General features: G+C 68.4%; 19 protein-coding genes. 4 read left to right on the forward strand and 15 right to left on the reverse strand.

From position 1 onward, the window contains the following. Positions 1 to 8: 8 nt before the first annotated feature. The 6 genes from EV685_RS13930 to gpmA form a co-directional block, all read right to left on the reverse strand. Positions 9 to 1,562 (reverse strand): XrtA system polysaccharide chain length determinant, encoded by a 1,554-nt coding sequence (locus tag EV685_RS13930; protein WP_165396804.1) that lies wholly within the window; start codon positions 1,560 to 1,562, stop codon positions 9 to 11. Positions 1,563 to 1,685: 123 nt separating this feature from the next. Further along, positions 1,686 to 2,330, reverse strand: coding sequence for an XrtA/PEP-CTERM system exopolysaccharide export protein (locus EV685_RS13935; RefSeq protein ID WP_207224825.1), 645 nt, complete (start codon positions 2,328 to 2,330; stop codon positions 1,686 to 1,688). A 410-nt stretch (positions 2,331 to 2,740) separates the two neighbouring features. After that, positions 2,741 to 4,159 (reverse strand): sugar transferase, encoded by a 1,419-nt coding sequence (locus tag EV685_RS13940; protein WP_130482639.1) that lies wholly within the window; start codon positions 4,157 to 4,159, stop codon positions 2,741 to 2,743. Positions 4,160 to 4,444: 285 nt separating this feature from the next. Continuing rightward, positions 4,445 to 5,176, reverse strand: coding sequence for a bifunctional demethylmenaquinone methyltransferase/2-methoxy-6-polyprenyl-1,4-benzoquinol methylase UbiE (gene ubiE / locus EV685_RS13945; RefSeq protein ID WP_130482640.1), 732 nt, complete (start codon positions 5,174 to 5,176; stop codon positions 4,445 to 4,447). An 8-nt stretch (positions 5,177 to 5,184) separates the two neighbouring features. After that, positions 5,185 to 5,598 (reverse strand): gamma-butyrobetaine hydroxylase family protein, encoded by a 414-nt coding sequence (locus tag EV685_RS13950; RefSeq protein WP_130482641.1) that lies wholly within the window; start codon positions 5,596 to 5,598, stop codon positions 5,185 to 5,187. Positions 5,599 to 5,605: 7 nt separating this feature from the next. Then, complete coding sequence (gpmA, locus tag EV685_RS13955) at positions 5,606 to 6,349, reverse strand: 2,3-diphosphoglycerate-dependent phosphoglycerate mutase (protein ID WP_130482642.1); 744 nt, start codon at positions 6,347 to 6,349, stop codon at positions 5,606 to 5,608. Between the two features lie 85 nt (positions 6,350 to 6,434). On the opposite strand from gpmA, the gene EV685_RS13960 reads away from it, so the two are divergent. The 3 genes from EV685_RS13960 to EV685_RS13970 all read left to right on the forward strand — a co-directional run bounded on the left by EV685_RS13960 (position 6,435) and on the right by EV685_RS13970 (position 9,269). Beyond that, positions 6,435 to 6,839, forward strand: a complete 405-nt coding sequence (locus EV685_RS13960) for a rhodanese-like domain-containing protein (RefSeq protein WP_242615589.1) — start codon at positions 6,435 to 6,437, stop codon at positions 6,837 to 6,839. A 161-nt stretch (positions 6,840 to 7,000) separates the two neighbouring features. Beyond that, positions 7,001 to 7,261, forward strand: coding sequence for a glutaredoxin 3 (gene grxC, locus EV685_RS13965; RefSeq protein WP_130482644.1), 261 nt, complete (start codon positions 7,001 to 7,003; stop codon positions 7,259 to 7,261). A gap of 121 nt (positions 7,262 to 7,382) precedes the next feature. Beyond that, positions 7,383 to 9,269 carry a potassium transporter Kup gene (locus EV685_RS13970; RefSeq protein ID WP_130482645.1) on the forward strand — a complete coding sequence of 629 codons (1,887 nt, stop codon included), beginning with the start codon at positions 7,383 to 7,385 and terminating at the stop codon, positions 9,267 to 9,269. Positions 9,270 to 9,278: 9 nt separating this feature from the next. On the opposite strand, the gene rrtA is transcribed toward EV685_RS13970, so the two are convergent. Both rrtA and glnE read right to left on the reverse strand, forming a co-directional pair. Continuing rightward, complete coding sequence (gene rrtA, locus EV685_RS13975) at positions 9,279 to 9,905, reverse strand: rhombosortase (RefSeq protein WP_130482646.1); 627 nt, start codon at positions 9,903 to 9,905, stop codon at positions 9,279 to 9,281. Positions 9,906 to 9,940: 35 nt separating this feature from the next. Then, positions 9,941 to 12,697: a bifunctional [glutamate--ammonia ligase]-adenylyl-L-tyrosine phosphorylase/[glutamate--ammonia-ligase] adenylyltransferase gene (glnE, locus tag EV685_RS13980; RefSeq protein ID WP_130482647.1), complete on the reverse strand. Its 2,757-nt coding sequence runs from the start codon at positions 12,695 to 12,697 to the stop codon at positions 9,941 to 9,943. A 236-nt stretch (positions 12,698 to 12,933) separates the two neighbouring features. Here glnE and EV685_RS13985 point away from each other — a divergent pair, with 236 nt between their 5' ends. Next, entirely contained in the window at positions 12,934 to 13,791 is an 858-nt protein-coding gene (locus EV685_RS13985) for a carbon-nitrogen hydrolase family protein (protein ID WP_130482648.1), read from the forward strand. A gap of 12 nt (positions 13,792 to 13,803) precedes the next feature. On the opposite strand, the gene EV685_RS13990 is transcribed toward EV685_RS13985, so the two are convergent. The 7 genes from EV685_RS13990 to atpA all read right to left on the reverse strand — a co-directional run bounded on the left by EV685_RS13990 (position 13,804) and on the right by atpA (position 23,375). Further along, a complete protein-coding gene (locus EV685_RS13990) occupies positions 13,804 to 15,084 on the reverse strand; it encodes an FAD-dependent monooxygenase (RefSeq protein WP_130482649.1) in 1,281 nt (426 codons plus the stop codon). Between the two features lie 101 nt (positions 15,085 to 15,185). After that, the gene (locus EV685_RS13995) at positions 15,186 to 17,414 is read right to left on the reverse strand and encodes a primosomal protein N' (protein ID WP_130482650.1); all 2,229 of its coding nucleotides are present in this window, start codon (positions 17,412 to 17,414) and stop codon (positions 15,186 to 15,188) included. A gap of 357 nt (positions 17,415 to 17,771) precedes the next feature. Then, positions 17,772 to 18,848 carry a uroporphyrinogen decarboxylase gene (gene hemE / locus EV685_RS14000; protein WP_130482651.1) on the reverse strand — a complete coding sequence of 359 codons (1,077 nt, stop codon included), beginning with the start codon at positions 18,846 to 18,848 and terminating at the stop codon, positions 17,772 to 17,774. A 112-nt stretch (positions 18,849 to 18,960) separates the two neighbouring features. Continuing rightward, the gene (locus EV685_RS14005) at positions 18,961 to 19,377 is read right to left on the reverse strand and encodes a F0F1 ATP synthase subunit epsilon (RefSeq protein WP_130482652.1); all 417 of its coding nucleotides are present in this window, start codon (positions 19,375 to 19,377) and stop codon (positions 18,961 to 18,963) included. Between the two features lie 77 nt (positions 19,378 to 19,454). Continuing rightward, positions 19,455 to 20,870, reverse strand: coding sequence for a F0F1 ATP synthase subunit beta (gene atpD / locus EV685_RS14010; protein ID WP_130482653.1), 1,416 nt, complete (start codon positions 20,868 to 20,870; stop codon positions 19,455 to 19,457). A 51-nt stretch (positions 20,871 to 20,921) separates the two neighbouring features. Continuing rightward, positions 20,922 to 21,803: a F0F1 ATP synthase subunit gamma gene (atpG, locus tag EV685_RS14015; protein ID WP_130482654.1), complete on the reverse strand. Its 882-nt coding sequence runs from the start codon at positions 21,801 to 21,803 to the stop codon at positions 20,922 to 20,924. A gap of 33 nt (positions 21,804 to 21,836) precedes the next feature. Further along, complete coding sequence (gene atpA / locus EV685_RS14020) at positions 21,837 to 23,375, reverse strand: F0F1 ATP synthase subunit alpha (RefSeq protein ID WP_130482655.1); 1,539 nt, start codon at positions 23,373 to 23,375, stop codon at positions 21,837 to 21,839. Position 23,376 lies beyond the last annotated feature (1 nt).

Raw genomic sequence — 23,376 nt, forward strand, 5'->3', positions numbered from 1 at the left:
CGTCGTGGTCAGGAGCCGGAATGCATCGCCACGAAGGCGATCCAGCCGATGTGGCCGAGCAGGAAAAGCCCTGCCGCGCCGGCGATGCGCAGCCGCTCCTGGCGCAGCAGGTCGAGCGCGGGGCCGTCGACGATGCGCGTCAGGCCACCCAGCACCGGGCGCTTGGTGAACTCGCGCAGCTCGCGCTCGCTGGAGAAGGTCGGCTTGAGCAAGGTCATCACCCAGGCCGTGCCGATGCCGGCCAGCAGCGCCAGCACCATCAGGGCCAGCGCCAGCTGGGTGCGGCTGGGGAAGACTGGCTGGGGCAGCACGCGCGGCGGCTCGATCAGGCGGAAGTCGGCGATCGACGCGGTCTGGTCGATCTTGACGCCCAGCGAGGCGGCCTCGCGGCGCGACACCAGCTGCTCGTAGTTCTTGCGGATGATGTCGTAGTCGCGGTTGAGCTGGGCCAGCTCGGCCTCGGCCTGCGGCATGCGGCCGGCCTGGGCGCGGATCTCTTCAAGCCGGACCTGCTGGGTGCCGACCTGGGCACGCAGCGAGGCGACGTTGGCCTCGGCCTCCGTCAGACTGATGCGCAGGCGCTGGTAGACCGGGTTGGTCGCTGCGCCGGTGACCTTGGGTCGGGCGCTTTCCACGCGCGCCTTGGCCTCCTGCTCGACCCGGCGCTGCTCTTCGAGCTGGGCGACGGTGCGGCGGGTGGTGATGACGTCCGGGTGCGCGTCGGTGTAGCGGCGCAGCAGGTCATCGAGCTGGCGGCGCTGGGCATCGAGCCGCGCGTCCAGCTCGGGCGTCAGCGAGGACGGCGCCGAAGCTGCCTCCACCGGCAGCGCCGGCAGCTCGGTGGCCAGCTCGCGCTTGATCGCGTCACGCGACTGCTCGGCCGCGCTGAGCGCGGTGCGCAGCTTGTTGATCTCGTCGGTCATCGCGCCCATGCGGGCGAAGTAGTCCTGGTTGGTGGTCGAGGCCACCGTCAGGTTGCGCAGCTTGAAGTCCTTGAGGCGGTTCTCCGACTCGATCAGCTTGGCCTCGTAGACCTTGATCTGCTCGTCGATGAAGCGGCTGGCGTCCTGCGAGTCCTTGCGCTTGCCTTCGGTGCCCGAGGCCATGAACAGGTTGACCAGCGCGTCGACCAGTCGCAAGGCGCGCTCGCTGTCGGGATCGCGGTAGCTCAGCACATACATGTTCGGGCCGCCGGTGTTCTCGACCTTGATGGACTTCATCAGGGTCTCGATCGTGCGGTCGTCCTCGGCCTGGTTGCCACTGCCCAGCCCGATCGCCGGATCCTTGACCAGCACCTCGATGTTGGGCCGCGAGATCAGCGTGCGGCCGAGCATGCGCACCTGCTGGTCGACGTCGGGCTGGAAGGCCAGCCCGGCCATCAGCGGCTTGAGCACGGTCTGCGTGTCGACGTAGACCCGCGCGGTGGCGGCGAAGCGTTCGGGCACCAGCCAGACCACGGCCGCACCGACCAGGGCGAACGCCCAGGTCACGCTGACGGCCAGCCAGCGGTAGCGCCAGACACCGCGCGCGGCCTGCGCGACCTGTCTGGAAATCTCGTTCATTCCTGGATTCATGCGTGCTCTTGGCCGTTGGGCAGGATGCTGCGATCCGGGGCCGCGCCCGTGTCGGACGACCCCTGCGGATGCCGGAGCGGGGTCACGCCGGCTGGCGCGTCCCCGGGTTCATCAGAACCAGCTCTGCGGCACGATGATGATGTCGCCCGGCTTGACGTCGACGTTGGCCGAGATGTCGCCGCGCTTGAGCAGGTCCTTCAGGCGGACGCTGTACTGCTTGCCGGACTCCGAGCCGCGCACCAGCACGGCGCCGTTGCCATCGGCGAAATCGGTCAGGCCGCCGGCCTGGATCATGACGTCGAGGATGGTCATGTTCTGGCGGAAGGCGACCGCCTGCGGGCGGGTGGCCTCGCCGACGATGCGGATCTGTTCGGCAAACGCGCCCTGGAAGCTGCTGACCACGACGGTCACGACCGGGTCGCGGATGACCTTGGAGAGGTACTGCTCGATCTCGCGCGCCAGGTCGGCAGGGTTCTTGCCGGCGGCCAGCACGTCATCGACCAGCGGCGTGGAGATGCGGCCGTCCGGGCGCACGGTCACGTTGGCCGACAGCTCGGGGTTGCGCCAGACCACGATGCTCAGCCCGTCCAGCGGGCCGATCTTGTAGCGGTGCCCGACCGTCTCGGCGGTGCGCGGCGCGGGCGGGAAGCCGCTGCTGATGCTGGCGCAGCCACCCAGGCTGGCCAGCGTGCCGGCGGTGGCCAGCGCCAGTGCGGCACCGCGGAAGGCGCGGCGGATCGTCGAAGTCGGTGTCATGTGCATACCTCTGTGGATGGGAAGGGCCTGACTGCAAGCACGCCGGGAATCCTAGCGTGACCAGCCGAAGAAACCCGAGCGAAGCCCCTCCCCGTCCGGCCGGACGTGCACTATGTACGGGGTGTAGGACGCACTTTCCGTACCGCCCTGGGGTCCGAACCTGAACTGAAAAAACAAAAGGCGCATCCGGAGGATGCGCCTGGGCGGGTGGAAAGTCAGCGGATTCGATCAACGGGCCGAGCGCCGGGCCGCCCCAAGCCGGCCCATCCCCTCGGGGGATCGCCCGACGTACCCATCGAGCGAGGGGCCAAGATCAGCGACGCGTGCCCCGGGCCGAGCGCCGGGCCGCCCCAAGCCGGCCCATCCCCCCGGGGGATCGCCCGACGTACCCGTCGGGCGAGGGGTCAATATCAATGCGCGCCTTCGCGGAAGAGCACCACCGACACCGTCTCGATCAGCACCTGCAGGTCCAACAGCAGGGAGTTGTTCTTGACGTAGTACAGGTCGAACTGGTGCTTGCGGCGCGCGTCCTCGATCGAGGCGCCGTAGGAGAAGCGCACCTGGGCCCAGCCGGTCAGGCCTGGCTTGACGGTGTGACGCAGGTCGTAGAAGGGGATCTGCTCGCGCAGCTGGGCGACGAAGGACGGGCGCTCCGGACGCGGGCCGACCATCGACATCTCGCCCCGCAGCACGCTGATGAGCTGGGGCAGCTCGTCGATGCGGGTCTTGCGGATGAAGGCGCCGATGCGGGTGATGCGGTTGTCGTTCTTGGTCGCCCAGCGCGCCACGCCATCCTTCTCCGCGTCGGTGCGCATGCTGCGGAACTTGATGCACTGGAAAGTCTCGCCGCCCAGGCCGACACGCTCCTGGCGGTACAGCGCCGGACCGCGGCTGTCGAGCTTGATCAGCACGGCGGTGACCAGCATCAGCGGCGAGGCCAGCGCCAGCAGCGTGGCCGAGCTGACGATGTCGAAGGTGCGCTTGGTGAACTCGCGCAGACGGCCCTGGACGAAGCCTTCGCCATAGACCAGCCAGCTCGACTTCAGGCTGTCGACCGGCACCTCGGCCTTGGTGCGCTCGTAGAAGCCGGCCAGGTCCAGGATGGGCACGCCGGCGATGCGGCAGTCCAGCAGCTGGTCCATCGGGACACCGCCGCCACGCTGCTCGCGCACCGCGACGATGATCTCGCTGATGCGGTGCTCGCGCACCAGATCGGTCATGCGGCGACGTGCATCGAAGACCGGCACGCCGGCTTCGGTCGTTGCCGCCGAAGGCGCAGAGGATGCATGGGCCGAGGGATAGACACCGACGACCTCATAGCCCTGCCACTGTTCGGCCGAGCGCAGATCGGCGCAGACCTGGCCGGCTTCCTCGCCGCTGCCGACGATCATCACGCGGCGCGTGCCGACCGCGCGGCGGACCATGAAGGCGGTGCCGCGGTACAGCGCCATGCCGCCCATCAGGTAGAGCAGCGAATAACCGGTCAGGCGGCTGGCATAGCCGTCATAGGCCATGAACTTGACGGCCAGATAGGTGATGTAGCCACCGACCAGGAAGACGAAGGCGACCCGCAGCACGACCGGGAACAGGCCCAGATTGCGGTGGCGGTACAGACCAACGAAGGAATACATCAGCGCCATGACCAGCGCGAAGGCCAGCGCCGACAGGATCACATCGGGCGTGCCAACCGAGGCAAAGGCGCTCGGGCTGGAGGCCGCGCTGGACAAGGTCATCGCGGCCATCAGGGTGGCGACGAAGCACAGCAGACCGTCGGCCAGCAGCTCGACGAAGTGCGTGCCGGACGTGCGATGCTGAAAGACTCGGAACATTCAGGAACCCCCTCGTGTGTCACTGCCGGCCGGAGATCCGGTGGCTTCCTTGACACGATGAAAGGGATTTTCGGCACGCTTGGGCCCGGGACAACCCTTCATCCGCGTGTTGAAGGCCCATGTTGCAAGCAACAGGTCCGAAGCGTGAAGGAGTGGCGCGCCGATGCGACGTGCGGACAACGCGTTTGTTCAGTTCCAGCAGCCCGGACGACGGAACTGAACAAGTCGAACGGCTGTTCAGCCCCTCAGGACGTCAGCCCTTCAGTCCGTCCGTCCTTCATTCCTTCAGCACTTGAGTCCGACGTGCAGCGCCACCACGCCGGCCGACAGGTTGTGCACGTCGACATGGCCGAAGCCGGCGGCCTTCATCATCCGCTTGAGCTCAGCCTGCGGCGGGTGCATGCGGATCGACTCGGCCAGGTACTGGTAGCTCTGCGCATCGCCGGCAATCAGCTGGCCCATGCGAGGCAACACCTTGAAGGAGTACCAGTCGTAGACCTTGCGCAGCGGCGCGGCGACCTGCGAGAACTCCAGCACCAGCAGCTTGCCGCCGGGCTTGAGCACACGCGCCATCTCGGCCAGCGCGATGTCCTTGTGGGTCATGTTGCGCAGACCGAAGGCGACGCTGACGATGTCGAAGCGGGCATCCGGAAAGGGCAGCTTCTCGGCATCGCAGCAGGCCGCCGGCAGGCCCATGCCGGCATCGAGCAGGCGATCCCGGCCGGTGCGCAGCATGGCTTCGTTGATGTCAGTGTGCACCACCAGGCCGCTCGGTCCGACCTTGCGGGCGAACTGCTGCGTCAGGTCGCCGGTGCCGGCGGCGATGTCGAGCACCTGCTGGCCCTTGCGCGCACCCGACACCGCGATGGTGTAAGCCTTCCAGACCCGGTGCAGGCCCATCGACATGACGTCGTTCATGACGTCGTAGCGCGAGGCCACCGAATCGAAGACGCCCCGCACCATGCGGGCCTTCTCGCGCTCGTCGACGGTCTTGAAGCCGAAGTGGGTGTCGCTCATCGCATGCCTCAGTGGCTGGAACAGGCGCTGCCGGCGGGCGGCGGCATGGCGGCGTCACGGTCGACGCCGGCGGCCTGCAGGCGGGCCTCGTAGTCGGCCCACAGTTCGGCCTGACGCGCACCCAACTGGTACAGGTAGTCCCAGGTGAAGATGCCGCTGTCATGGCCGTCGCTGAAATGCGGCTGGATGGCGTAGTGACCGACCGGCTCGACAGCATCCACGTTGACCAGCCGCTTGCCGGTCTGCAGGGTTTCCTGGCCCGGGCCGTGGCCCTGGACCTCGGCCGACGGCGAGTAAACGCGCATCAGCTCGAAGGGGATGGAGAAGCTCGCGCCGTCGGCGAACTCGATGGCCAGCGCACGGCTTTGCTGGTGCAGGGTCAGCGCAACGGGCTGGGCCTTGGGGGTGTGGCGCGATGTCATGGCGGCCTCAGGCCTTGCCCTGGCTGGCCACCGCGGCTGCGGCCTTGGCGACCGCCTCGGCATCGCCCAGGTAGTAGCTGCGGATCGGCTTGAGGTCGGCATCGAGCTCGTAGACCAGCGGCACGCCGTTGGGGATGTTGACGCCGACGATGTCGGCGTCGGCGATGTTGTCGAGGTACTTGACCAGCGCGCGGATCGAGTTGCCGTGCGCGGCGATCAGCACCCGCTTGCCCGAGCGGATGGCCGGTGCGATCGCGTCGTTCCAGAACGGCAGCACACGGGCCACGGTGTCCTTCAGGCACTCGGTCAGGGGGATGTCCTCAGGATTGAGCTTGGCGTAGCGCACGTCATCGCGCTGGCCGCGCGGATCGGCTGCTTCGAGCGACGGCGGCGGCGTGTCGTAGCTGCGGCGCCAGATCAGCACCTGCTCGTCGCCAAACTGCTTGGCCATGTCGGCCTTGTTGAGGCCCTGCAAGGCACCGTAGTGGCGCTCGTTGAGGCGCCAGCTGTGCGCCACCGGCAGCCAGGTGCGGTCCATCTGGTCGAGCGCATGCCAGAGCGTCCAGATCGCGCGCTTGAGCACGGACGTGTAAGCCAGATCGAACTCGTAGCCACCGGCCTTCAGCAGACGGCCGGCTTCCTTGGCCTGATCGACGCCGGTGGGCGTGAGTTCCACATCGGTCCAGCCGGTGAAGCGGTTCTCGAGGTTCCAGGTGGATTCGCCGTGGCGGATCAGGACGAGCTTGTACATGGTGGTCGGGCCGGTTCGTTGGGGCCGCGAATTCTATAATCCGCCCCCTTCTTCCAGAGACCGGCTAGACCCCGGCCGCCGCCCCGTGAGCTTCCTCATCGACAACTGGTATTGGCTCGCTGCAGCCGCGATCTCCGGCCTCGCGCTGTTCGTGCCCGGCCTCGGCGGAAGCCGCGCCGGCATCGCCGTGCAGGACGCGGTGCGGCTGATCAACCGCGAGAAGGCCGTCGTGATCGACGTCTGCTCGAAGGACGAATACGCCACCGGCCACGTCGCCGGCTCACGCAACATCCCGCTGGACCAGCTGGATACGGCCAAGAACCTGCCGACCAACAAGGACCAGCCCCTGGTCGTGGTCTGCGCCACCGGCACCCGTGCCGGCCGGGCAGCCGCCCAGCTCACCAAGCTGGGCCACCAGAATGTGCACGTGCTCAGCGGCGGCATGGGCGCCTGGCGCGAGGCCAACCTGCCGGTCGAGAAGACCGCCTGAGCGGACCGCTCGGGCCGCACGATTGCGCCTGTCGCCAACGGGGCCGCGCCAACGCGGGGCTGCACGTGCGTGACGGGCCGATGACAATCACGGCCTGACGCGCGGCGACGGCATCCGCCGCGCAACCTTCCCCTGGCCCGATGCTTGCGAAGCCGCCCGCCATGAACCACGTCAAGATGTACACCACGCAGGTCTGCCCGTACTGCCTGCGTGCCAAGGCCCTGCTCAAGCAGCGCGGGGTCGAGCAGATCGAGGAGATCCGCATCGACCTCGACCCGCAGCAGCGCGACGCCATGATGTCGCTGACCGGTCGCCGCACCGTGCCGCAGATCTTCATCGGCGAGACCCACGTCGGCGGCTGCGATGACCTGATCGCCCTGGATCAGCGCGGCGGGCTGCAGCCCTTGCTCCAAGCGGCCTGATGGCCCTGCCGCAGCGTCCGTTCGTGGCGCGGACGGCACGCAGGGGCGCTTGCATCGGCAAGGCCGACGCGCACAATCGCGCTCCCTGCCACACCGGTCGATCCTGGATCGCCCCTGCTTCGTGAGCACTGCCTCCTCCTCCCAAGCCAGTCCGCGCGCACTCGCCGGCCTGACCCTCGGCGCCCTGGGCGTGGTCTACGGCGACATCGGCACCAGCCCGCTGTACGCCCTCAAGGAAGTCTTCCACGCCGGTCACGTGCCGGCCACGCCCGACAACATCCTCGGCGTGCTCTCCCTGATCTTCTGGACCATGACGATCGTGGTCTCGTTGAAGTACGTGCTGCTGATCCTGCGGGCGGACAACAACGGCGAAGGCGGCCTGATCGCGATGCTGGCGCTGGCCACGCATGCCGTGCGCGAACGGCCCCAGCTGCGCGACACCCTGATGGTGGTGGGCCTGTTCGGCACGGCGGTGTTCTATGGCGACGGCGTGATCACGCCGGCCATCTCGGTGCTGTCGGCCGTCGAGGGCCTGGAGGTCGCCGCACCGCAGCTGCACAACGTGGTGCTGCCGATCACCCTCGTGGTGCTGACCGGCCTGTTCGCGGTGCAGCGCTTCGGCACCGGCGGCATCGGCAAGTTCTTCGGCCCGATCACGCTGGTCTGGTTCATCGTGCTGATCGCCCTGGGTCTGCCGCATGTGCTGTCCAACCCGGCGGTGCTCGTGGCCTTGAGCCCGACCTACGCCGTCGGCTTCTTCGTCGACAACCCGCTGGTGGCCTTCATCGCGCTGGGCGCGGTGGTGCTGTGCGTGACCGGCGGCGAGGCGCTCTATGCCGACATGGGCCACTTCGGCAAGCTGCCGATCCGGCTGGCCTGGTACGGCCTGGTGATGCCCGCGCTGGTGGTGAACTACTTCGGCCAAGGCGCGATGCTGCTGGCCGAACCGGCCCACGTCGAGAACCCCTTCTACCTGATGGCACCGCAGTGGGCCCGCCTGCCGCTGGTCTTCCTGTCGACGGCAGCGACGGTGATCGCCTCGCAGGCACTCATCTCCGCCGCCTTCTCGGTCACCAAGCAGGCGATCCAGCTGGGCATCCTGCCGCGCATGGCGATCAAGCACACCTCTGTGCGCGACACCGGCCAGATCTACGTGCCCTTCATCAACTGGGGCCTCTACGTCTTCATCGTGCTGGCGGTGGCGCTGTTCAAGAGCTCGTCGAACCTGGCCTCGGCCTACGGCATCGCGGTCACGCTGGACATGACCATCACCACCGTGATGACCTTCTACGTGATCCGCTACGGCTGGCGCTACCCGCTGTGGCTGTGCCTGGCGGCGACCGGTTTCTTCTTCGTCATCGACATCACCTTCTTCGCCTCCAACATGCTCAAGCTGTTCGGTGGCGGCTGGTTCCCGCTGGTCATCGGCATGGGCATGTTCACGCTGATGCTGACCTGGAAGCAGGGCCGCGCGCTGATGAGCGAGCGGCTCCGGCATGACGCCATCGACCTGAAGAGCTTCCTTGAAGCGGTCTTCATCAGCCCGCCGACCCGGGTCGAAGGCACGGCCGTCTTCCTGGCCGCAGAGGCCGGCATCACGCCGAACGCGCTGCTGCACAACCTCAAGCACAACAAGGTGCTGCATGAGCACAACCTGTTCGTGACGGTGCGCCACCACGACATCCCGTGGATCGGCTTCGAGCAGCGCATCCAGATGGAGCCGCTGGGTCACGACTGCTGGCAGGTGATGCTGAACTTCGGCTTCAAGAACGACCCGGACGTGCCCGAGGCGCTCAAGCTGCTCGAAGGCCGTGGCGTGCCGCTCGATGAGATGGACACCAGCTACTTCCTGTCGCGCGACATCGTCATCCCGACCTTCGGCGACGGCATGGCGATGTGGCGCGAGAAGCTGTTTGCCAACATGCACCGCAACTCGGCGGCTGCGGCGGACTTCCTCAACCTGCCGTCGAACCGGATCGTCGAACTCGGCGCCAAGGTCGAGATCTGAGCGCGGCCCTCACGGTCGCGCCGCTTGCGTCAGCCGGATGACCAGCAGCGCCAACAGCGCGCCCCAGAAGGCACCGGCCGCATGGGCCAGCGGGGCCACGACGATGTCCAGCCCAGCGACGCGGTTCAGCGGCGCTTCCCAGGCCCGCTCCAGCAGCAGCTTGAGCAGCAGCCCAGCGGCCAGCGCCTGACCGAGGTGGCGCTCGCCACGCCGCTCGCCGCGTGACCAGAGCCAGACGGCGCAGACGGCCACCCCGGCATGCAGCACGCCCGACAGGCCGCCGTAGCGCGTCAGGCCGGGTTGCAGCAACAGGCTCAGGTGGGTCAGCGGCCAGGCCAGCGCCCAGGCCCAGGCCATGCGCCGGTCCGGCTGCAGCAACCAGCCCAGCGCAGCGACCAGCACGGCGCCCGACAGATTGGCCAGCAGGTGGGCCGTGTTGAGGTGCATCCAGGCGGCGCTCCACCAGCGCCACGGTTCGTCCCAGGCCCGGTCGGGTCGCCAGGCCAGCACCTCGCGGGCCAGTGCGTCACCTGGTCCGGACAACACGGCCGGCACCACCAGCACGCTGAGCATGACCAGCCAGGCGACCTGACCGGCGCTCCAGCGGCGCGGGCGCAGCAGCAACTTCCAGCTCATCGTTCAGGGCGGCGTGGGCGGACGCCCTGAGGGCGTCAGCCGTTGAAGACGTGAGCCCACAGCGCCAGCACGGCCTCGCGGTGCGGCGCCAGCGGGCCCAGTTCGTCCAGCGACGGCCGGGCGTTGTCCTCGTCCAGACGGGCCCGGTGCTGGGCGCGGCGCATCTCGCGGTAGGCGTCGGCCGCTGCCTGGCCCATGCCCGGTGCGAGCAGGCCGGCGGCCTCGGCGCGCTGCAGCAGCGCGATGTTGCCGGCGTTGTCCTGCAGCGGCGGCACGGCCGCGCTGTGGCTGAGCACGAGGTGCTGCACGGCGAACTCCACGTCCATCATGCCGCCCGGGCTGTGCTTGAGGTCGAACTGCCCCGCAGGCACGGACTGGGCCGCGCGGACTTTCTCGCGCATCGAGCGGATCTCCTCGCGCAGCGCTGCCTCGTCACGCGGCGCACACAGCACGGCGCGTCGGGTCGCCTCGAAGGGCTCGGCCAGCTCGCGCGCACCGGCGCAGAAGCGGGCCCGCGTGATGGCCTGGTGTTCCCAGGTCCAGGCGGTGTTGCTGCCGCGACCTTGCTGATAACGCTCGAAGGAGGCCAGCGAGGTCACCAGCAGGCCCGAGTTGCCGTTGGGCCGCAGGGCGGTGTCGATGTCGAACAGCGCGCCGGCCGAGGTCCGCAGCGACAGCCACGGGATCAGCTTGCGGGCGAAGGCGGCGTAGACCTCGCTGGCGCGCTCGTCCTCGTCGTCGAACAGGAACACGATGTCGAGGTCGCTGCCGTAGCCCAGTTCCTTGCCGCCGAGCTTGCCGTAGGCGATGACGGCAAAGCGCGGGGTCTCGCGGTGCCGCTGGCGCAGGTGCTGCCAGGCCCAGCGCAGCGTGCAGTCCAGCGTCGCGTCGGCCAGCAGCGACAGGTCGTCGGCGACCTGCTCGACGCTGATCTCGCCCTCGACGTCGCGCACCAGCGTGCGGAAGGTCTCGGCATGGTGGGCGCGCCGCAAGGTGTCCAGCAGCGACTCCTCGTCGGCCTGACCGGAGCGCACCCAGGCCGAGTGGCGATCCTCCAGGTCCTGCTGGAAGCCGGCGGCGTCGAAGCGTTCATGGGCCAGCCGGGTATCGGCCAGCTCGTCGATCACGCCCGGGTGCTGCATCAGGTAGCGCATCGGCCAGCGCGCCAGCGCCAGCAGACGCAGCAGGCGGCCGAGCACCTGCGGGCGTTCGGCCAGCAGCGCCAGGTAGCTGTCGCGGCGCAGCAGGGGTTCGACCCAATCGATGAAGCGCAACAGGGCCTCGTCACGCTGTCTCGGCGTCAGGGCCTCGTGTTCATCGATGATCTTGCGCGATCGCACGAACAGATGGGTCAGGCGCTGGCGGGCCTCGTCGCGCAGCATGACCACGCGCGGATGCTCGATGAAGCGCTGCAGGCGCTCGGCCACGTCGGCACTCAGTCCGACCAGCAGCGCCGGGCTGTCGAGCTGCACCGGTTCGCCGCCGCAGCCCTTGCAGCCGCCGTTGTGGCGCACCGGCGGGCGACCGTCATGCAAGAGCGCGTCGAACTCGGTGGCCACGGTCTCGCGGTGGCTGCACAGCTGCTCGATCAGCTCGCAGGTCTCGGCCTTGCAGACCAGGCCCAGCGAGCGCGCGATCCAGGCCAGGTCGGCATCGGCCGTCGGCAGCTGGTGGGTCTGCTGGTCATCGAGGTACTGGATGCGGTGTTCGACCCGGCGCAGGAAGGTGTAGGCCTGGGCCAGCTTGTCGGCGATCTCCGGCTTGATCAGGCCGACCGCCGCCAGCCTCGGCAAGGCCTTGAGCGTCTGGCGGGTGCGGATCTCGGGGAACTGCCCGCCACGCACGACCTGCAGCAGCTGGACGATGAACTCAATCTCGCGGATGCCCCCGCGCGAGAGCTTGACGTCGTTGGCGCGTTCGGGCCGGCCGGCGGCGCGGCGGTTGGCCTCGTCGCGGATCTTGCGGTGCAGCTGGCGCAGGCCCTCGAACACGCCGTAATCGAGGTAGCGGCGGTAGACGAAGGGCGCGACGACCTCGCCCAGCGGCTTGGCGCGGCCGGTGTCGACGGCCGAACGCGGCGCGACGACGCGGCTCTTGAGCCAGGCGAAGCGTTCCCACTCGCGGCCTTGCACGAGGAAGTACTCCTCCAGCATCGCCAGACTGACGACCGGCGGGCCGGCGTTGCCGTTCGGGCGCAGCGCCAGGTCCATGCGGAAGACAAAGCCGTCCTCGGTCGCCTCGCCGATCAGGCTCTGCAGCGAGCGCGCCAGCCGCGCGAAGTACTCATGCGCGGTGATCACGCCACGGCCGTCGGGGCGGCCGGTGGTCTGGCCTTCTTCCTCGTAGACGTAGACCAGGTCGATGTCGGAGGACACGTTGAGCTCGCGTGCGCCGAGCTTGCCCATGCCGATGATCCAGAAGTCGATGTCGTCACCGGCCTCATTGCGCGGCGCGCCATGCAGCGCGTCCAGCTCGGCCCGCGCATGGGTCAGCGCGGCATCCAGCGTGACCTCGGCCAGCTCGGTCATCGCCAGCGTCACCACCGGCATCGGCGCTTGCTGCTCGATGTCGAGCACGACCAGGCGCTCCATCACCATCTGGCGGACCAAGCGCAGCGCCGAAGGCAGCGGCCGATGGTTCAGGCTGGCCAGCGCGGCCTCGATGCTGGCGCGGCAGGGCGGGCCCGAGGGCAGACGCTCCAGTTGCGCACCCAGCACGCGGCGCACCCGCTGCACATAGCGGCTGTGGGCCGCATCGGCCTGGGGCGGCGCCTCGGCGCCCGTTTCGGTCATCTCGTGTTCGGTCAAGTCCTCGCCCTCGCATGCCCGCACCGATCGACTCGGCCCGGCTCTGTCGGGGTGGTGTCCCCTCGGGGCACCGCAGCAGAAACGGCGCGAGTATCGTCGTCGCCTCGTGGCTGACGGGGCAATGGGGATTCTCCCCCGCCACCCCGGCACCGCCTGACGCAGGTCCGGACAGCCGGGCCGCCGTGTGACTTTCGAGCAGGACATCCGCCATGACACCCGCCATGACATCTCCCATGAACAGCGACAGGACGGCGAGCGTCGACTGCGCCGCCATCCAGATGGTCTCCAGCCCCGACGTGGCCGACAACCTCGCGCGCGCCGGACAGCAGATCGCCCTGGCCGCAGCGGCCGGCGCCGAGTTGGTCGTGCTGCCCGAGTACTTCTGCCTGATGGGCCACAAGGACCGCGACAAGCTCGTGCTGGCCGAGCAAGCCGGCGATGGCCCGATCCAGGCCGCGCTGGCCGCTTGGGCTGTGCAGCACGGCATCTGGCTGGTCGGCGGCACCTTGCCGCTGCGCATCGCGGGTGACCCAGACCACGTCAGCAACACCTGCCTGACCTATGCGCCTGACGGCTCGCTGGCCGCGCGTTACGACAAGATCCACCTGTTCCGCTACGACGACGGCGAGCGCCGCTACGACGAGGCCGCGACGCTCTGCGCCGGCACGCAGCCGGTGGCCTTCGAGCTTCGCTCACGGGCCGGCGACACCTTCCGCGTCGGTCTGTCGACCTGCTATGACCTGCGCTTTCCGGAGCTCTACCGCGCGCTGATGTCGCCGCTGCCCTGCGACCTGTTCGTGGTGGGCGCGGCCTTCACCTACCCGACGGGGCAGGCCCACTGGGAGGTGCTGCTGCGCGCCCGCGCGATCGAGAACCAGTGCCATGTGCTGGCCAGCGCGCAAGGCGGCCGCCACGCCAACGGCCGGCGCACGTGGGGACACAGCCTGGCGATTGACCCGTGGGGCGTCGTGCAGGCGGTCCGGCCCGAAGGCGAAGGCGTGGTGATGGGGCGGGTGGACCTCGCCCGCCAAGGCGACGTGCGCCGGCAGTTGCCGGCGCTGACGCATCGGGTGATGTAGGCCGGTGGCCGCTCAGCGCGAGCCGAACATCATCCGCCGCGCGACCTGCGACTTCAGCGGCCCCAGCCGATCCAGCAGCGCCAGCCCGACGCCCCGCACGGTGCTCAGGCCGGGGGCGTTCCAGGTGAAGCTGCGGGCGAGGAAATCGGTCGTCGCGATCAGCGTCCAGCGGTCCGGCGCGCGGCGCCACGCGGCACGGGCCAGCGCACGGTCCATGTCTGCCGCCGGATCGGTCACACCCGCCAAGGCACCGAGCAGCTCATGGGCGTCACGCAGCCCGAGGTTGAGGCCTTGGCCGGCCACCGGGTGCAAGGTCTGCGCCGCATTGCCGATGCGCACGGTGCGGCCCTGCACGAGGCTGCGTTCGGCGTTCAGGCCGAGCGGGAAACACTTCAGCGGGCCGATGCCGGTGAGCCGCCCGACCCGGCGCGGCAACTGGTCGGCCAGCACCAGCAGGCGCTGGCGATCGTCGAGGTCCTTGACCGGATCGTCATCGGTCGGCACGCACCAGACCAGCGCGGCGCGCTGGCGGCCGTCACGCGGCGGCAGGGGCAACAGGGCCAGCGGGCCCTGCGGGGTGAAGCGTTCATAGGCGGTGCCGGCCTCGGCGCCTTCAAGGTCGACCGTGCCGACCCAGGCCGACTGGCGGTAGTCGTGGTGCACGCCCTTGCGGGCCTGGTCGGCGAACACGCCACCTTCGGCGATGACCGCGACGTCATGGGCCTCGGTCACGCCCGCGTCGATCTCGACCTCATGGCCCCGCGTCACCACGCCGGCAACCTTGGTGCCCCAGCGGGCCGACAGGCGCTGCGGCTCCTCGGCACAGGCGGCCAGCCAGGCAGCTCGCATCGGCGCGACCAGGTGCCCGTAGGCGATCACCGCGCCGAGCTGCGACAGGCCTTCATGCTCGGCCCGGATCAGGACCTCGGGCTCCCCGAAACGGCCGCGTCCGGGCAGCGGCAGCAGGTCCAGCAAGGCCGGCTGCTGCTGCGACACATGCACTGCGCGGATGGGCTCGGCCTGGGCAGCGATCACGCCGTCCCACAGGCCCAGCCGACGCAGGTCCAGCACGGAGCCCTGTGCCAGCGCCAGCGTGCGGGCATCGCGCGAGACGTCGTGTTCGGGCGGCAGCGCGTCGTGCACCGTGATGCGCGCCTGTGGCAGTGCGCGCCGGGCCTGCAGCGCCAGCGCCAGGCCGACCGGTCCGGCGCCGATGACGGCCAGCCGCAAGGGCGCGGCAGGAGGGGCGGCAGGGCTCTCGGGGGATGCGGTCGACGAGACGTCAGGGTTCATGGCGTTCACCAGGCATTGGGTCCGATCGGATCGGGCGATTCTGCGGTCAGCCCGGTGGCAACCACGTCGTTGCGGTCAAGGCCGGTCGCCGCGGCACACGTTCAGATCGCCAAAGGATCGACATCGACGGCCCAGCGCAACACGCGCGTGCCGGGCTGCCTGGCCTCGTCCTGAAAGGACGGGAGCCAGGCCGCCAGGAAGCGTTGCAGCGCCGGCCGCGACGGCGACTCGACCAGCATCTGGGCCCGCTCCACATTGGCCACGCGCTGGACCGATGGCGGCACCGGCGGGTAGACCAGGATTGCGGCCCATGCGGGCTGCTGCGTCTGCAACTCGGCGGCGCGCCGGGCCAGCTCGGCGAGGAAGGCCACGGCGGCCTCCTGCGTGCGGGCTTCGCAGCGCAGCAAGGCCAGGTGGGCAAAGGGGGGCAGTCCCGCCTGCTGGCGTTCAAGCAGCTGGCCGGCCGCGAACGTCGGGTAGTCGTGCGCCGTCAAGGCCGCGTAGAGCGGGTGCTGCGGGTGCCAGGTCTGGATCCACAGCTCGCTGCGCGCGGCCTGGGCGGCGTCGCGCCCAGCCCGCCCGCCGGCCTGCATCAGCAGCGCGAACAGGCGTTCCGGCGCACGGAAGTCGCTGCTGAACAGGGCGGCATCGGCCTGCAGCGAGGCCACCAGCGTGATGCGGCGGAAGTCGTGCCCCTTGGCCACCATCTGCGTGCCGACCAGCACATCGATGTCGCCGTCGTGGACCTGCGCCAGCTGCGCTTCCAGGCTGCCCTTGGCTCTGGTGGTGTCGGCGTCGATGCGGCCGATGCGGGCGCCGGGCAAGGCGGCGGCGAGCTGTTCTTCGAGGCGTTCGGTGCCGCGTCCGACCGGCTGGATGTCCGGGTCGCCGCAGCTCGGACAGGCCCGCGGCACCCGCTCGGCATGGCCGCAGTGGTGGCATCGCAGCGTGCGGTCGAGCTTGTGGAAGACCCGCCAGGCGCTGCAATGCGGGCAGTCGCTCTTCCAGCCGCAGGCGGTGCAATGCAACACCGGCGCATAGCCGCGCCGGTTCAGCAGCACGAGGCTCTGCTCGCCGCGGTCGAGGCGTTCGCGCAAGGCGGCCAGCAGCGGCGGCGCGAAGGGCTGGTCACGCAGCTGTTTGGCGCCGAACTGCTCCTTCAGCCGCGTCAGGTCGATCAGGCGAACCTGTGGCAAGACACCCGCGCCGATCCGCGTGGGCATGGCCAGACGGCGGTAGCGGCCATTGCCTTCGGGCACGGGCAAGGCGTTGTGCCAGGTCTCCAGCGACGGCGTGGCCGAGCCCAGGATCACCGCGACGCCCTGGTGGCGGGCCCGCCAGACGGCCAGGTCGCGGGCCGAGTAGCGCGCGCCTTCCTGCTGCTTGTAGGACGGGTCGTGTTCCTCGTCGACCACGATCAGCCCCAGCCGGGGCATCGAGGCGAACACCGCCATGCGCGTGCCCAGCACGATGTCGGCCCAGCCCAGGTGCGCGGCCAGCCAGTTCTGCAGACGCTCGGCCGGCCCCAGGCCACTGTGCATGGCCACCGTCACCCGGCCGGGGAAGCGGGCGCGGATGCGGGCTTCGAGCTGCGGCGTCAGGTTGATTTCGGGCACCAGCAGCAGCGCCTGGCGGCCGGCCTCCAGCGCGGCGGCGACGCGGCGCAGGTAGACCTCGGTCTTGCCGCTGCCGGTCACGCCGTGCAGCAGCACCGGCTCGGCACCACAGGCCGCGAGGGCGTCCAGCACGGCCTGCTGCTCGTCGCTCAGGTCGGGCAAGGCGGGTGGCTCGATGTCCGGTGGCGGCACTGGATCAGGCGTCACCTCGTCCTCGGGCACGGCCTTGCCCCGGCGCTTCTTCGGTGCGGACGGCGGTGTGCGCCCCAGCCGCTTGTCGAGGCGGCGCAGGCGGCGCTGCAGGGCCGGGCCGTCCAGCTCACGCAGGTCGGCCGGCAACACCGACAGGGCCAGTTCGCCCGTTGACCGCTGGTAATAGGCCGCTGCGAAGGTGACCAGGTCGCGCCAGGCCGCATCCAGCGGCGGGAGCGCGTCGAGCGCCTCGGCGACGTCGCGCAGCACCGGCGCGGCCATGTCGCTGGCCGTGGGCGCTGCGCCCAGACCTTGCTGCGGCGCGCCGCCGCTGGCGTCGTCACCCCAGGCGATGCCACAAACCACCCGACGACCCAGCGGCACACGCAGAAGCTGTCCGGCCGCCAGGGGCTGGGTCGTGCGGTAGCTCAGCACGCCGTTCAGACCCGCATGTTTGGGTAGCTCCACCAGCACCGCCACGCCATGCCCGATTTGGGGGGGTGTTGGATCGTCAAAAGCCATTCAGTTAGCCGGAGGAGTTCGTGCGGCTTCGAGATGGAAGACGCAAGTGCCTGATCAAAAAGGCTTTTCCCTATCTGTCCACGGGTCCTGTGGATAACTTTGTGGGTAAGCTGCGAAAACGCCCCGCAAGCCCTTGCAGATCAAGCCTTGTCCTTGGTTTGCGGCATTTGGAGGCAGGCTCAAAGCTTTTCCAGATCAAGGACTTAGCACCGGCCTTGTGCGTTGGCATGTGCCATTGCAACAAGCTTGACATCTCCCCGGTTCCTCATCCGACCTGGGGACAAGTGGGGTGGAAGCGCCACAGATTCATGAAGCGAAACCCCATAAAAAGGGGATTTCGCTGCGCTGTGACCGATGTCACGCCGCCGGTGACTGGCGCATGCGGCGGGAGTGGCTGTGCACCGCGTCGACCAGGGCGCTGACCGCCTCGGGCGGGGTGAACTGGCTGATGCCGTGGCCGAGATTGAAGACATGGCCGGGGTGGTTGCCGTAGCTGTCCAGCACCTTGCAGGCTTCCTCGGCGATCTGTTCCGGGCCGGCAAACAGCACGTTCGGATCCAGGTTGCCTTGCAGCGCGACCTTGTGCCCGACCCGTTCACGGGCACGCCCAAGGTTGACCGTCCAGTCCAGGCCGATGGCATCGGTGTCGAGATCGGCAATCTCGTCGATCCACAAGCCGCCGCCCTTGGTGAAGACGATGCGCGGGATCTGCTGGCCGTCGTGCTCGCGCTTGAGCTGGTCCAGCACCCGGCGGGTGTAGGCCAGACTGAAGGCTTGGAAGGCACCGTCGGCGAGCACGCCGCCCCAGCTGTCAAACACCATCACGGCCTGGGCGCCGGCCTCGATCTGGGCGTTTAGGTAGGCCGCGACCGCATCGGCATTGACCGCCAGGATGCGGTGCATCAGGTCCGGTCGGCGGTACATCAGGGACTTGACCAGGCGGTAGTCGTCGCTGCCGCCGCCTTCGACCATGTAGCAGGCCAGCGTCCACGGGCTGCCCGAGAAGCCGATCAGCGGGACACGGCCATTCAAGGCCTTGCGGATCGACGTCACCGCATCGAAGACGTAGCGCAGCTTGTCCATGTCGGGCACGGCCAGTTCGGCCACGGCAGCCTCGTCGCGCACGACCTTGGCGAACTTCGGGCCCTCACCCTGGGCGAAGCTCAGGCCCAGGCCCATCGCGTCGGGCACGGTCAGGATGTCCGAGAACAGGATCGCCGCGTCCAGCGCATAGCGGTCCAGCGGCTGCAGCGTGACCTCGGTGGCATACGCCACATTCGTCGCCAGACCCATGAAGCTGCCAGCCTTGGCGCGTGTGGCGCAGTACTCCGGCAGGTAGCGTCCAGCCTGGCGCATCAGCCAGACAGGGGTGTGGTCGGTCGGCTGGCGACGCAGGGCGCGCAGGAAGGTGTCGTTGAGCAGTGGGGCGTTCATCGTGCGATTGTAGGAAGCGTCCCGCTGTCGAGGCGGCCGCAGAAACGACAACGCCCGCTGGGCAGCGGGCGTTGCAGGGGGTTGACGCGCGGTCAGACCGGCATCGTGCCGATCACTTCTTGCGGAAGCGGCGCACGGCGGCGATCTGGGCGGCCATGGCCGCGAACTCGCTCTGTGCGCGGGCCAGATCGAGATCGCTCTTGGCGTTCTTGATGGCCTCTTCGGCAACCCGCTTGGCCTCTTCGGCCTTGGCCTCGTCCAGGTCGTGACCGCGGATGGCGGTGTCGGCCAGCACGGTGACACGGTCCGGCTGGACCTCGAGGATGCCGCCAGCGACGAAGACGAACTCTTCTTCGCCCGTGTCAGCCCGCTCGATGCGCACCGCACCCGGCTTGATCCGCGTGATCAGCGGCGTGTGCTTGGGCAGGATGCCCAGCTCGCCGTTCTCGCCCGGCAGCGCGACAAACTTCGCCTCGCCCGAGAAGATCTGCGCTTCGGCGGAGACGACGTCGACGTGAATCGTTGCCATGGTTCTCTTTCTTTCGCGATGGAAGAAGGTTCAGGAAGCCAGCAGACGGCGCCCGGGATGGACGCCGCGCGTGCCGCTTACTGGATCTTCTTGGCTTTCTCGAAGGCCTCGTCGATGGTGCCGACCATGTAAAAGGCCTGCTCCGGCAGGTGATCGCACTCGCCAGCGACGATCATCTTGAAGCCGCGGATGGTCTCGCTCAGCGGGACGTACTTGCCCGGCGAGCCCGTGAACACCTCGGCGACGTGGAAGGGCTGCGACAGGAAGCGCTGGATCTTGCGAGCGCGCGAGACGGCCAGCTTGTCTTCCGGTGCCAGTTCGTCCATGCCCAGGATGGCGATGATGTCGCGCAGTTCCTTGTAACGCTGCAGGATGGCCTGCACGGCACGGGTGGTGGCGTAGTGCTCTTCGCCCACCACGTTCGGGTCGACCTGGCGCGAGGTCGAGTCCAGCGGGTCCACGGCCGGGTAGATGCCCAGCGCGGCGATGTCACGCGACAGCACGACGGTGGCGTCCAAGTGGGCGAAAGTCGTGGCAGGCGACGGGTCGGTCAGGTCGTCCGCAGGGACGTACACGGCCTGGATCGAGGTGATCGAGCCCACCTTGGTCGACGTGATGCGTTCCTGCAGGCGGCCCATTTCCTCGGCCAGCGTCGGCTGGTAGCCCACGGCGGACGGCATGCGACCCAGCAGTGCCGACACTTCGGTACCGGCCAGCGTGTAGCGGTAGATGTTGTCGACGAAGAACAGCACGTCACGGCCTTCGTCGCGGAACGACTCGGCGATGGTCAGGCCGGTCAGCGCGACGCGCAGACGGTTGCCCGGGGGCTCGTTCATCTGGCCGTAGACCATCGACACCTTGGACTCGCCGAGGTTCTCGAGGTTGACGACGCCGGAGTCGGCCATCTCGTGATAGAAGTCGTTGCCTTCGCGGGTGCGCTCACCGACGCCAGCGAACACGGACAGACCCGAGTGCGCCTTGGCGATGTTGTTGATGAGCTCCATCATGTTCACGGTCTTGCCCACGCCGGCGCCGCCGAACAGGCCAACCTTGCCGCCCTTGGCGAACGGGCAGATCAGGTCGATCACCTTGATGCCGGTTTCCAGCAGCTCCTGCGACGGGCTCAGCTCGTCATAGGCCGGGGCCTTGCGGTGGATCGAGGCCGACAGCTCCATGCTGACCGGACCGCGCTCGTCGATCGGGTTGCCCAGCACGTCCATGATGCGGCCCAGCGTCGCGGGGCCAACCGGCACCGTGATCGGGGCGCCCGTGTTGGTCACCTCGAGTCCGCGGCGCAGACCGTCCGACGAGCCCAGCGCAATGGTGCGCACCACGCCGTCACCCAGCTGCTGCTGGACTTCGAGCGTCAGCGCCGTGCCTTCGAGCTTGAGCGCGTCGTAGATCTTCGGCATGTTGCTGCGCGGGAACTCCACGTCCACCACGGCACCGATGCACTGAACGATCTTGCCGACCGCCTGAGTCGTGTTTGCCATTTTTCGTTCCTTCAATCTTGATTCGTTGCGTCGTCCGGCCTGAGGCGCGGATCAGCCCACGGCGGCAGCGCCACCGACGATTTCCGACAGTTCCTTCGTGATGCCGGCCTGGCGGGTCTTGTTGTAGACCAGCTTGAGTTCGGCGATCAGGTTGCCGGCGTTGTCGGTCGCCGCCTTCATCGCGACCATGCGCGCGGACTGCTCGGACGCCATGTTCTCGGCCACACCCTGGTAGACCAGGGCTTCGGCGTATCGCACCATCAGGTTGTCGATGACCGACGGCGCATCCGGCTCATAGATGTAGTCCCAGCCATGCGACTTCTGCTCGTCAGCGGACTGCGCCAGGCGCTCGTCCGACAACGGCAGCAGTTGCTCGACCTGCGGCTCCTGCTTCATCGTGTTGATGAAACGCGTGTAGCAGAAGTAGACCGCGTCCAGCTTGCCTTCGGCGTACTGGTCCAGCAGCACCTTGACAGGCCCGATGAGCTTGTCCAGATGAGGCGTGTCGCCCAGTTGAGTGGCTTGCGAAACCACCTTCGCGCCGATGCGGTTGAGGAAGCCCAGGCCCTTGTTGCCGATGGCAACGGCCTGGATCTTCACGCCCGCGCCGTCGAGCTCGCGCAACTTGGTCGTGACCGCTCGCAGCACGTTGGTGTTCATGCCGCCGCACAGACCCTTGTCGGTCGTGACGACGATCATGCCCACCACCCCGGTACCGCTGTTCTTCACCACGAAGGGGTGACGGTACTCGGGCGTCGCACGCGACAGGTTGGCCGTGATGTTGCGGATCTTGTCCGCATACGGGCGGGCAGCCCGCATGCGTTCCTGCGCCTTGCGCATCTTGGACGCGGCGACCATTTCCATGGCCTTGGTGATCTTCTTGGTGTTCTCCACCGATTTGATCTTGCCGCGGATTTCCTTTCCTGCCGCCATGACGGTGCTCCTAGTGGGTCAACCGTGGGGGGATCAGGCGAAGGACTTCTTGAACGCAGCGATCGCGCCTTGCAGCTCGGCTTCCGCGTCCTTGTCCATGGCCTTGGCGTCCTCGAGCTTCTTCAGCAGCGGGGCGTGGCTGGTCTTCAGGTACTGGTGCAGACCGCTCTCGAAGGCCAGAACCTTCTTGACGTCCACGTTGTCCAGGAAACCCTTGTTCGCCGCGTACAGCGAAGCACCCATCAGGCTGATCGACAGCGGCAGGTACTGGGCCTGCTTGAGCAGTTCGGTCACGCGGGCACCGCGGTCCAGCTGCTTGCGGGTCGCTTCGTCCAGGTCAGAGGCGAACTGCGCAAAGGCGGCCAGTTCACGGTACTGCGCCAGGTCGGTACGGATACCGCCGGACAGGCTCTTGATCAGCTTGGTCTGGGCGGCACCACCGACGCGCGACACCGAGATACCGGCGTTGATGGCGGGGCGGACACCGGCGTTGAACAGGCTGGTTTCCAGGAAGATCTGACCGTCGGTGATCGAGATCACGTTGGTCGGAACGAAGGCGGACACGTCACCGGCTTGCGTCTCGATGATCGGCAGCGCGGTCAGCGAGCCGGTCTGGCCCTTGACCTCGCCCTTGGTGAACGCTTCGACGTAGTCGGCGTTCACGCGGGCCGCACGTTCGAGCAGACGGCTGTGGAGATAGAACACGTCGCCGGGGAAGGCTTCGCGGCCCGGTGGGCGGCGCAGCAGCAGCGAGACCTGACGGTAGGCGACAGCCTGCTTGGACAGGTCGTCATAGACGATCAGCGCGTCTTGACCACGGTCGCGGAAGAACTCGCCCATCGTGCAGCCGGTGTAGGCCGAGATGTACTGCATGGCGGCCGATTCGGAGGCCGACGCAGCGACAACGATGGTGTAGTCCATCGCGCCGTTCTGTTCCAGCGAGCGCACCACGTTCTTGATCGACGAAGCCTTCTGGCCGATCGCAACGTAGATGCAGGTCATGTTCTGACCCTTCTGGTTGATGATCGCGTCGATCGCCACGGCGGTCTTGCCGGTCTGGCGGTCGCCGATGATCAGCTCGCGCTGGCCACGGCCGACGGGCACCATCGCGTCGATCGACTTCAGACCGGTCTGCACCGGCTGGTCGACCGACTTCCGGGCGATCACGCCCGGAGCGACCTTCTCGATGACGTCGGTCATCTTGGCGTTGATCGGGCCCTTGCCGTCGATGGGCTGACCCAGCGCGTTCACGACGCGGCCGATCAGCTCGGGGCCGACGGGGACTTCGAGGATGCGGCCGGTGCACTTGACCGTGTCGCCCTCGGAGATGCCCTCGTACTCGCCCAGGATCACGGCGCCGACGGAGTCACGCTCGAGGTTGAGCGCGAGGCCGAAGACATTGCCCGGGAACTCGAGCATTTCACCGGCCATGACGTCGCTCAGACCGTGGACACGCACGATGCCATCCGTCACCGACACGACCGTGCCCTGGTTGCGGATGTCAGCGTTCGTGCCAAGGCCCTCGATGCGGCTCTTGATCAGTTCGGAAATTTCTGCGGGGTTCAGTTGCATA

It is taken from the genome of Sphaerotilus mobilis (assembly GCF_004216565.1).
In the GTDB taxonomy this organism is placed as follows: Bacteria; Pseudomonadota; Gammaproteobacteria; order Burkholderiales; family Burkholderiaceae_C; genus Sphaerotilus; species Sphaerotilus mobilis.

Bases quoted from the DNA above. Each gene is read 5' to 3' on its own strand.
- EV685_RS13935 (WP_207224825.1), bottom strand. From the start codon at position 2,330: ATGACACCGACTTCGACGATCCGCCGCGCCTTCCGCGGTGCCGCACTG.
- EV685_RS14005 (WP_130482652.1), bottom strand. From the start codon at position 19,377: ATGGCAACGATTCACGTCGACGTCGTCTCCGCCGAAGCGCAGATCTTC.
- atpG (WP_130482654.1), bottom strand. From the start codon at position 21,803: ATGGCGGCAGGAAAGGAAATCCGCGGCAAGATCAAATCGGTGGAGAAC.
- atpA (WP_130482655.1), bottom strand. From the start codon at position 23,375: ATGCAACTGAACCCCGCAGAAATTTCCGAACTGATCAAGAGCCGCATC.
- hemE (WP_130482651.1), bottom strand. From the start codon at position 18,848: ATGAACGCCCCACTGCTCAACGACACCTTCCTGCGCGCCCTGCGTCGC.
- EV685_RS13940 (WP_130482639.1), bottom strand. From the start codon at position 4,159: ATGTTCCGAGTCTTTCAGCATCGCACGTCCGGCACGCACTTCGTCGAG.
- EV685_RS13930 (WP_165396804.1), bottom strand. From the start codon at position 1,562: ATGAACGAGATTTCCAGACAGGTCGCGCAGGCCGCGCGCGGTGTCTGG.
- EV685_RS13950 (WP_130482641.1), bottom strand. From the start codon at position 5,598: ATGACATCGCGCCACACCCCCAAGGCCCAGCCCGTTGCGCTGACCCTG.
- grxC (WP_130482644.1), top strand. From the start codon at position 7,001: ATGAACCACGTCAAGATGTACACCACGCAGGTCTGCCCGTACTGCCTG.
- EV685_RS13995 (WP_130482650.1), bottom strand. From the start codon at position 17,414: ATGGCTTTTGACGATCCAACACCCCCCCAAATCGGGCATGGCGTGGCG.
- atpD (WP_130482653.1), bottom strand. From the start codon at position 20,870: ATGGCAAACACGACTCAGGCGGTCGGCAAGATCGTTCAGTGCATCGGT.
- rrtA (WP_130482646.1), bottom strand. From the start codon at position 9,905: ATGAGCTGGAAGTTGCTGCTGCGCCCGCGCCGCTGGAGCGCCGGTCAG.
- ubiE (WP_130482640.1), bottom strand. From the start codon at position 5,176: ATGAGCGACACCCACTTCGGCTTCAAGACCGTCGACGAGCGCGAGAAG.
- EV685_RS13985 (WP_130482648.1), top strand. From the start codon at position 12,934: ATGACATCTCCCATGAACAGCGACAGGACGGCGAGCGTCGACTGCGCC.
- gpmA (WP_130482642.1), bottom strand. From the start codon at position 6,349: ATGTACAAGCTCGTCCTGATCCGCCACGGCGAATCCACCTGGAACCTC.
- EV685_RS13990 (WP_130482649.1), bottom strand. From the start codon at position 15,084: ATGAACCCTGACGTCTCGTCGACCGCATCCCCCGAGAGCCCTGCCGCC.
- glnE (WP_130482647.1), bottom strand. From the start codon at position 12,697: ATGACCGAAACGGGCGCCGAGGCGCCGCCCCAGGCCGATGCGGCCCAC.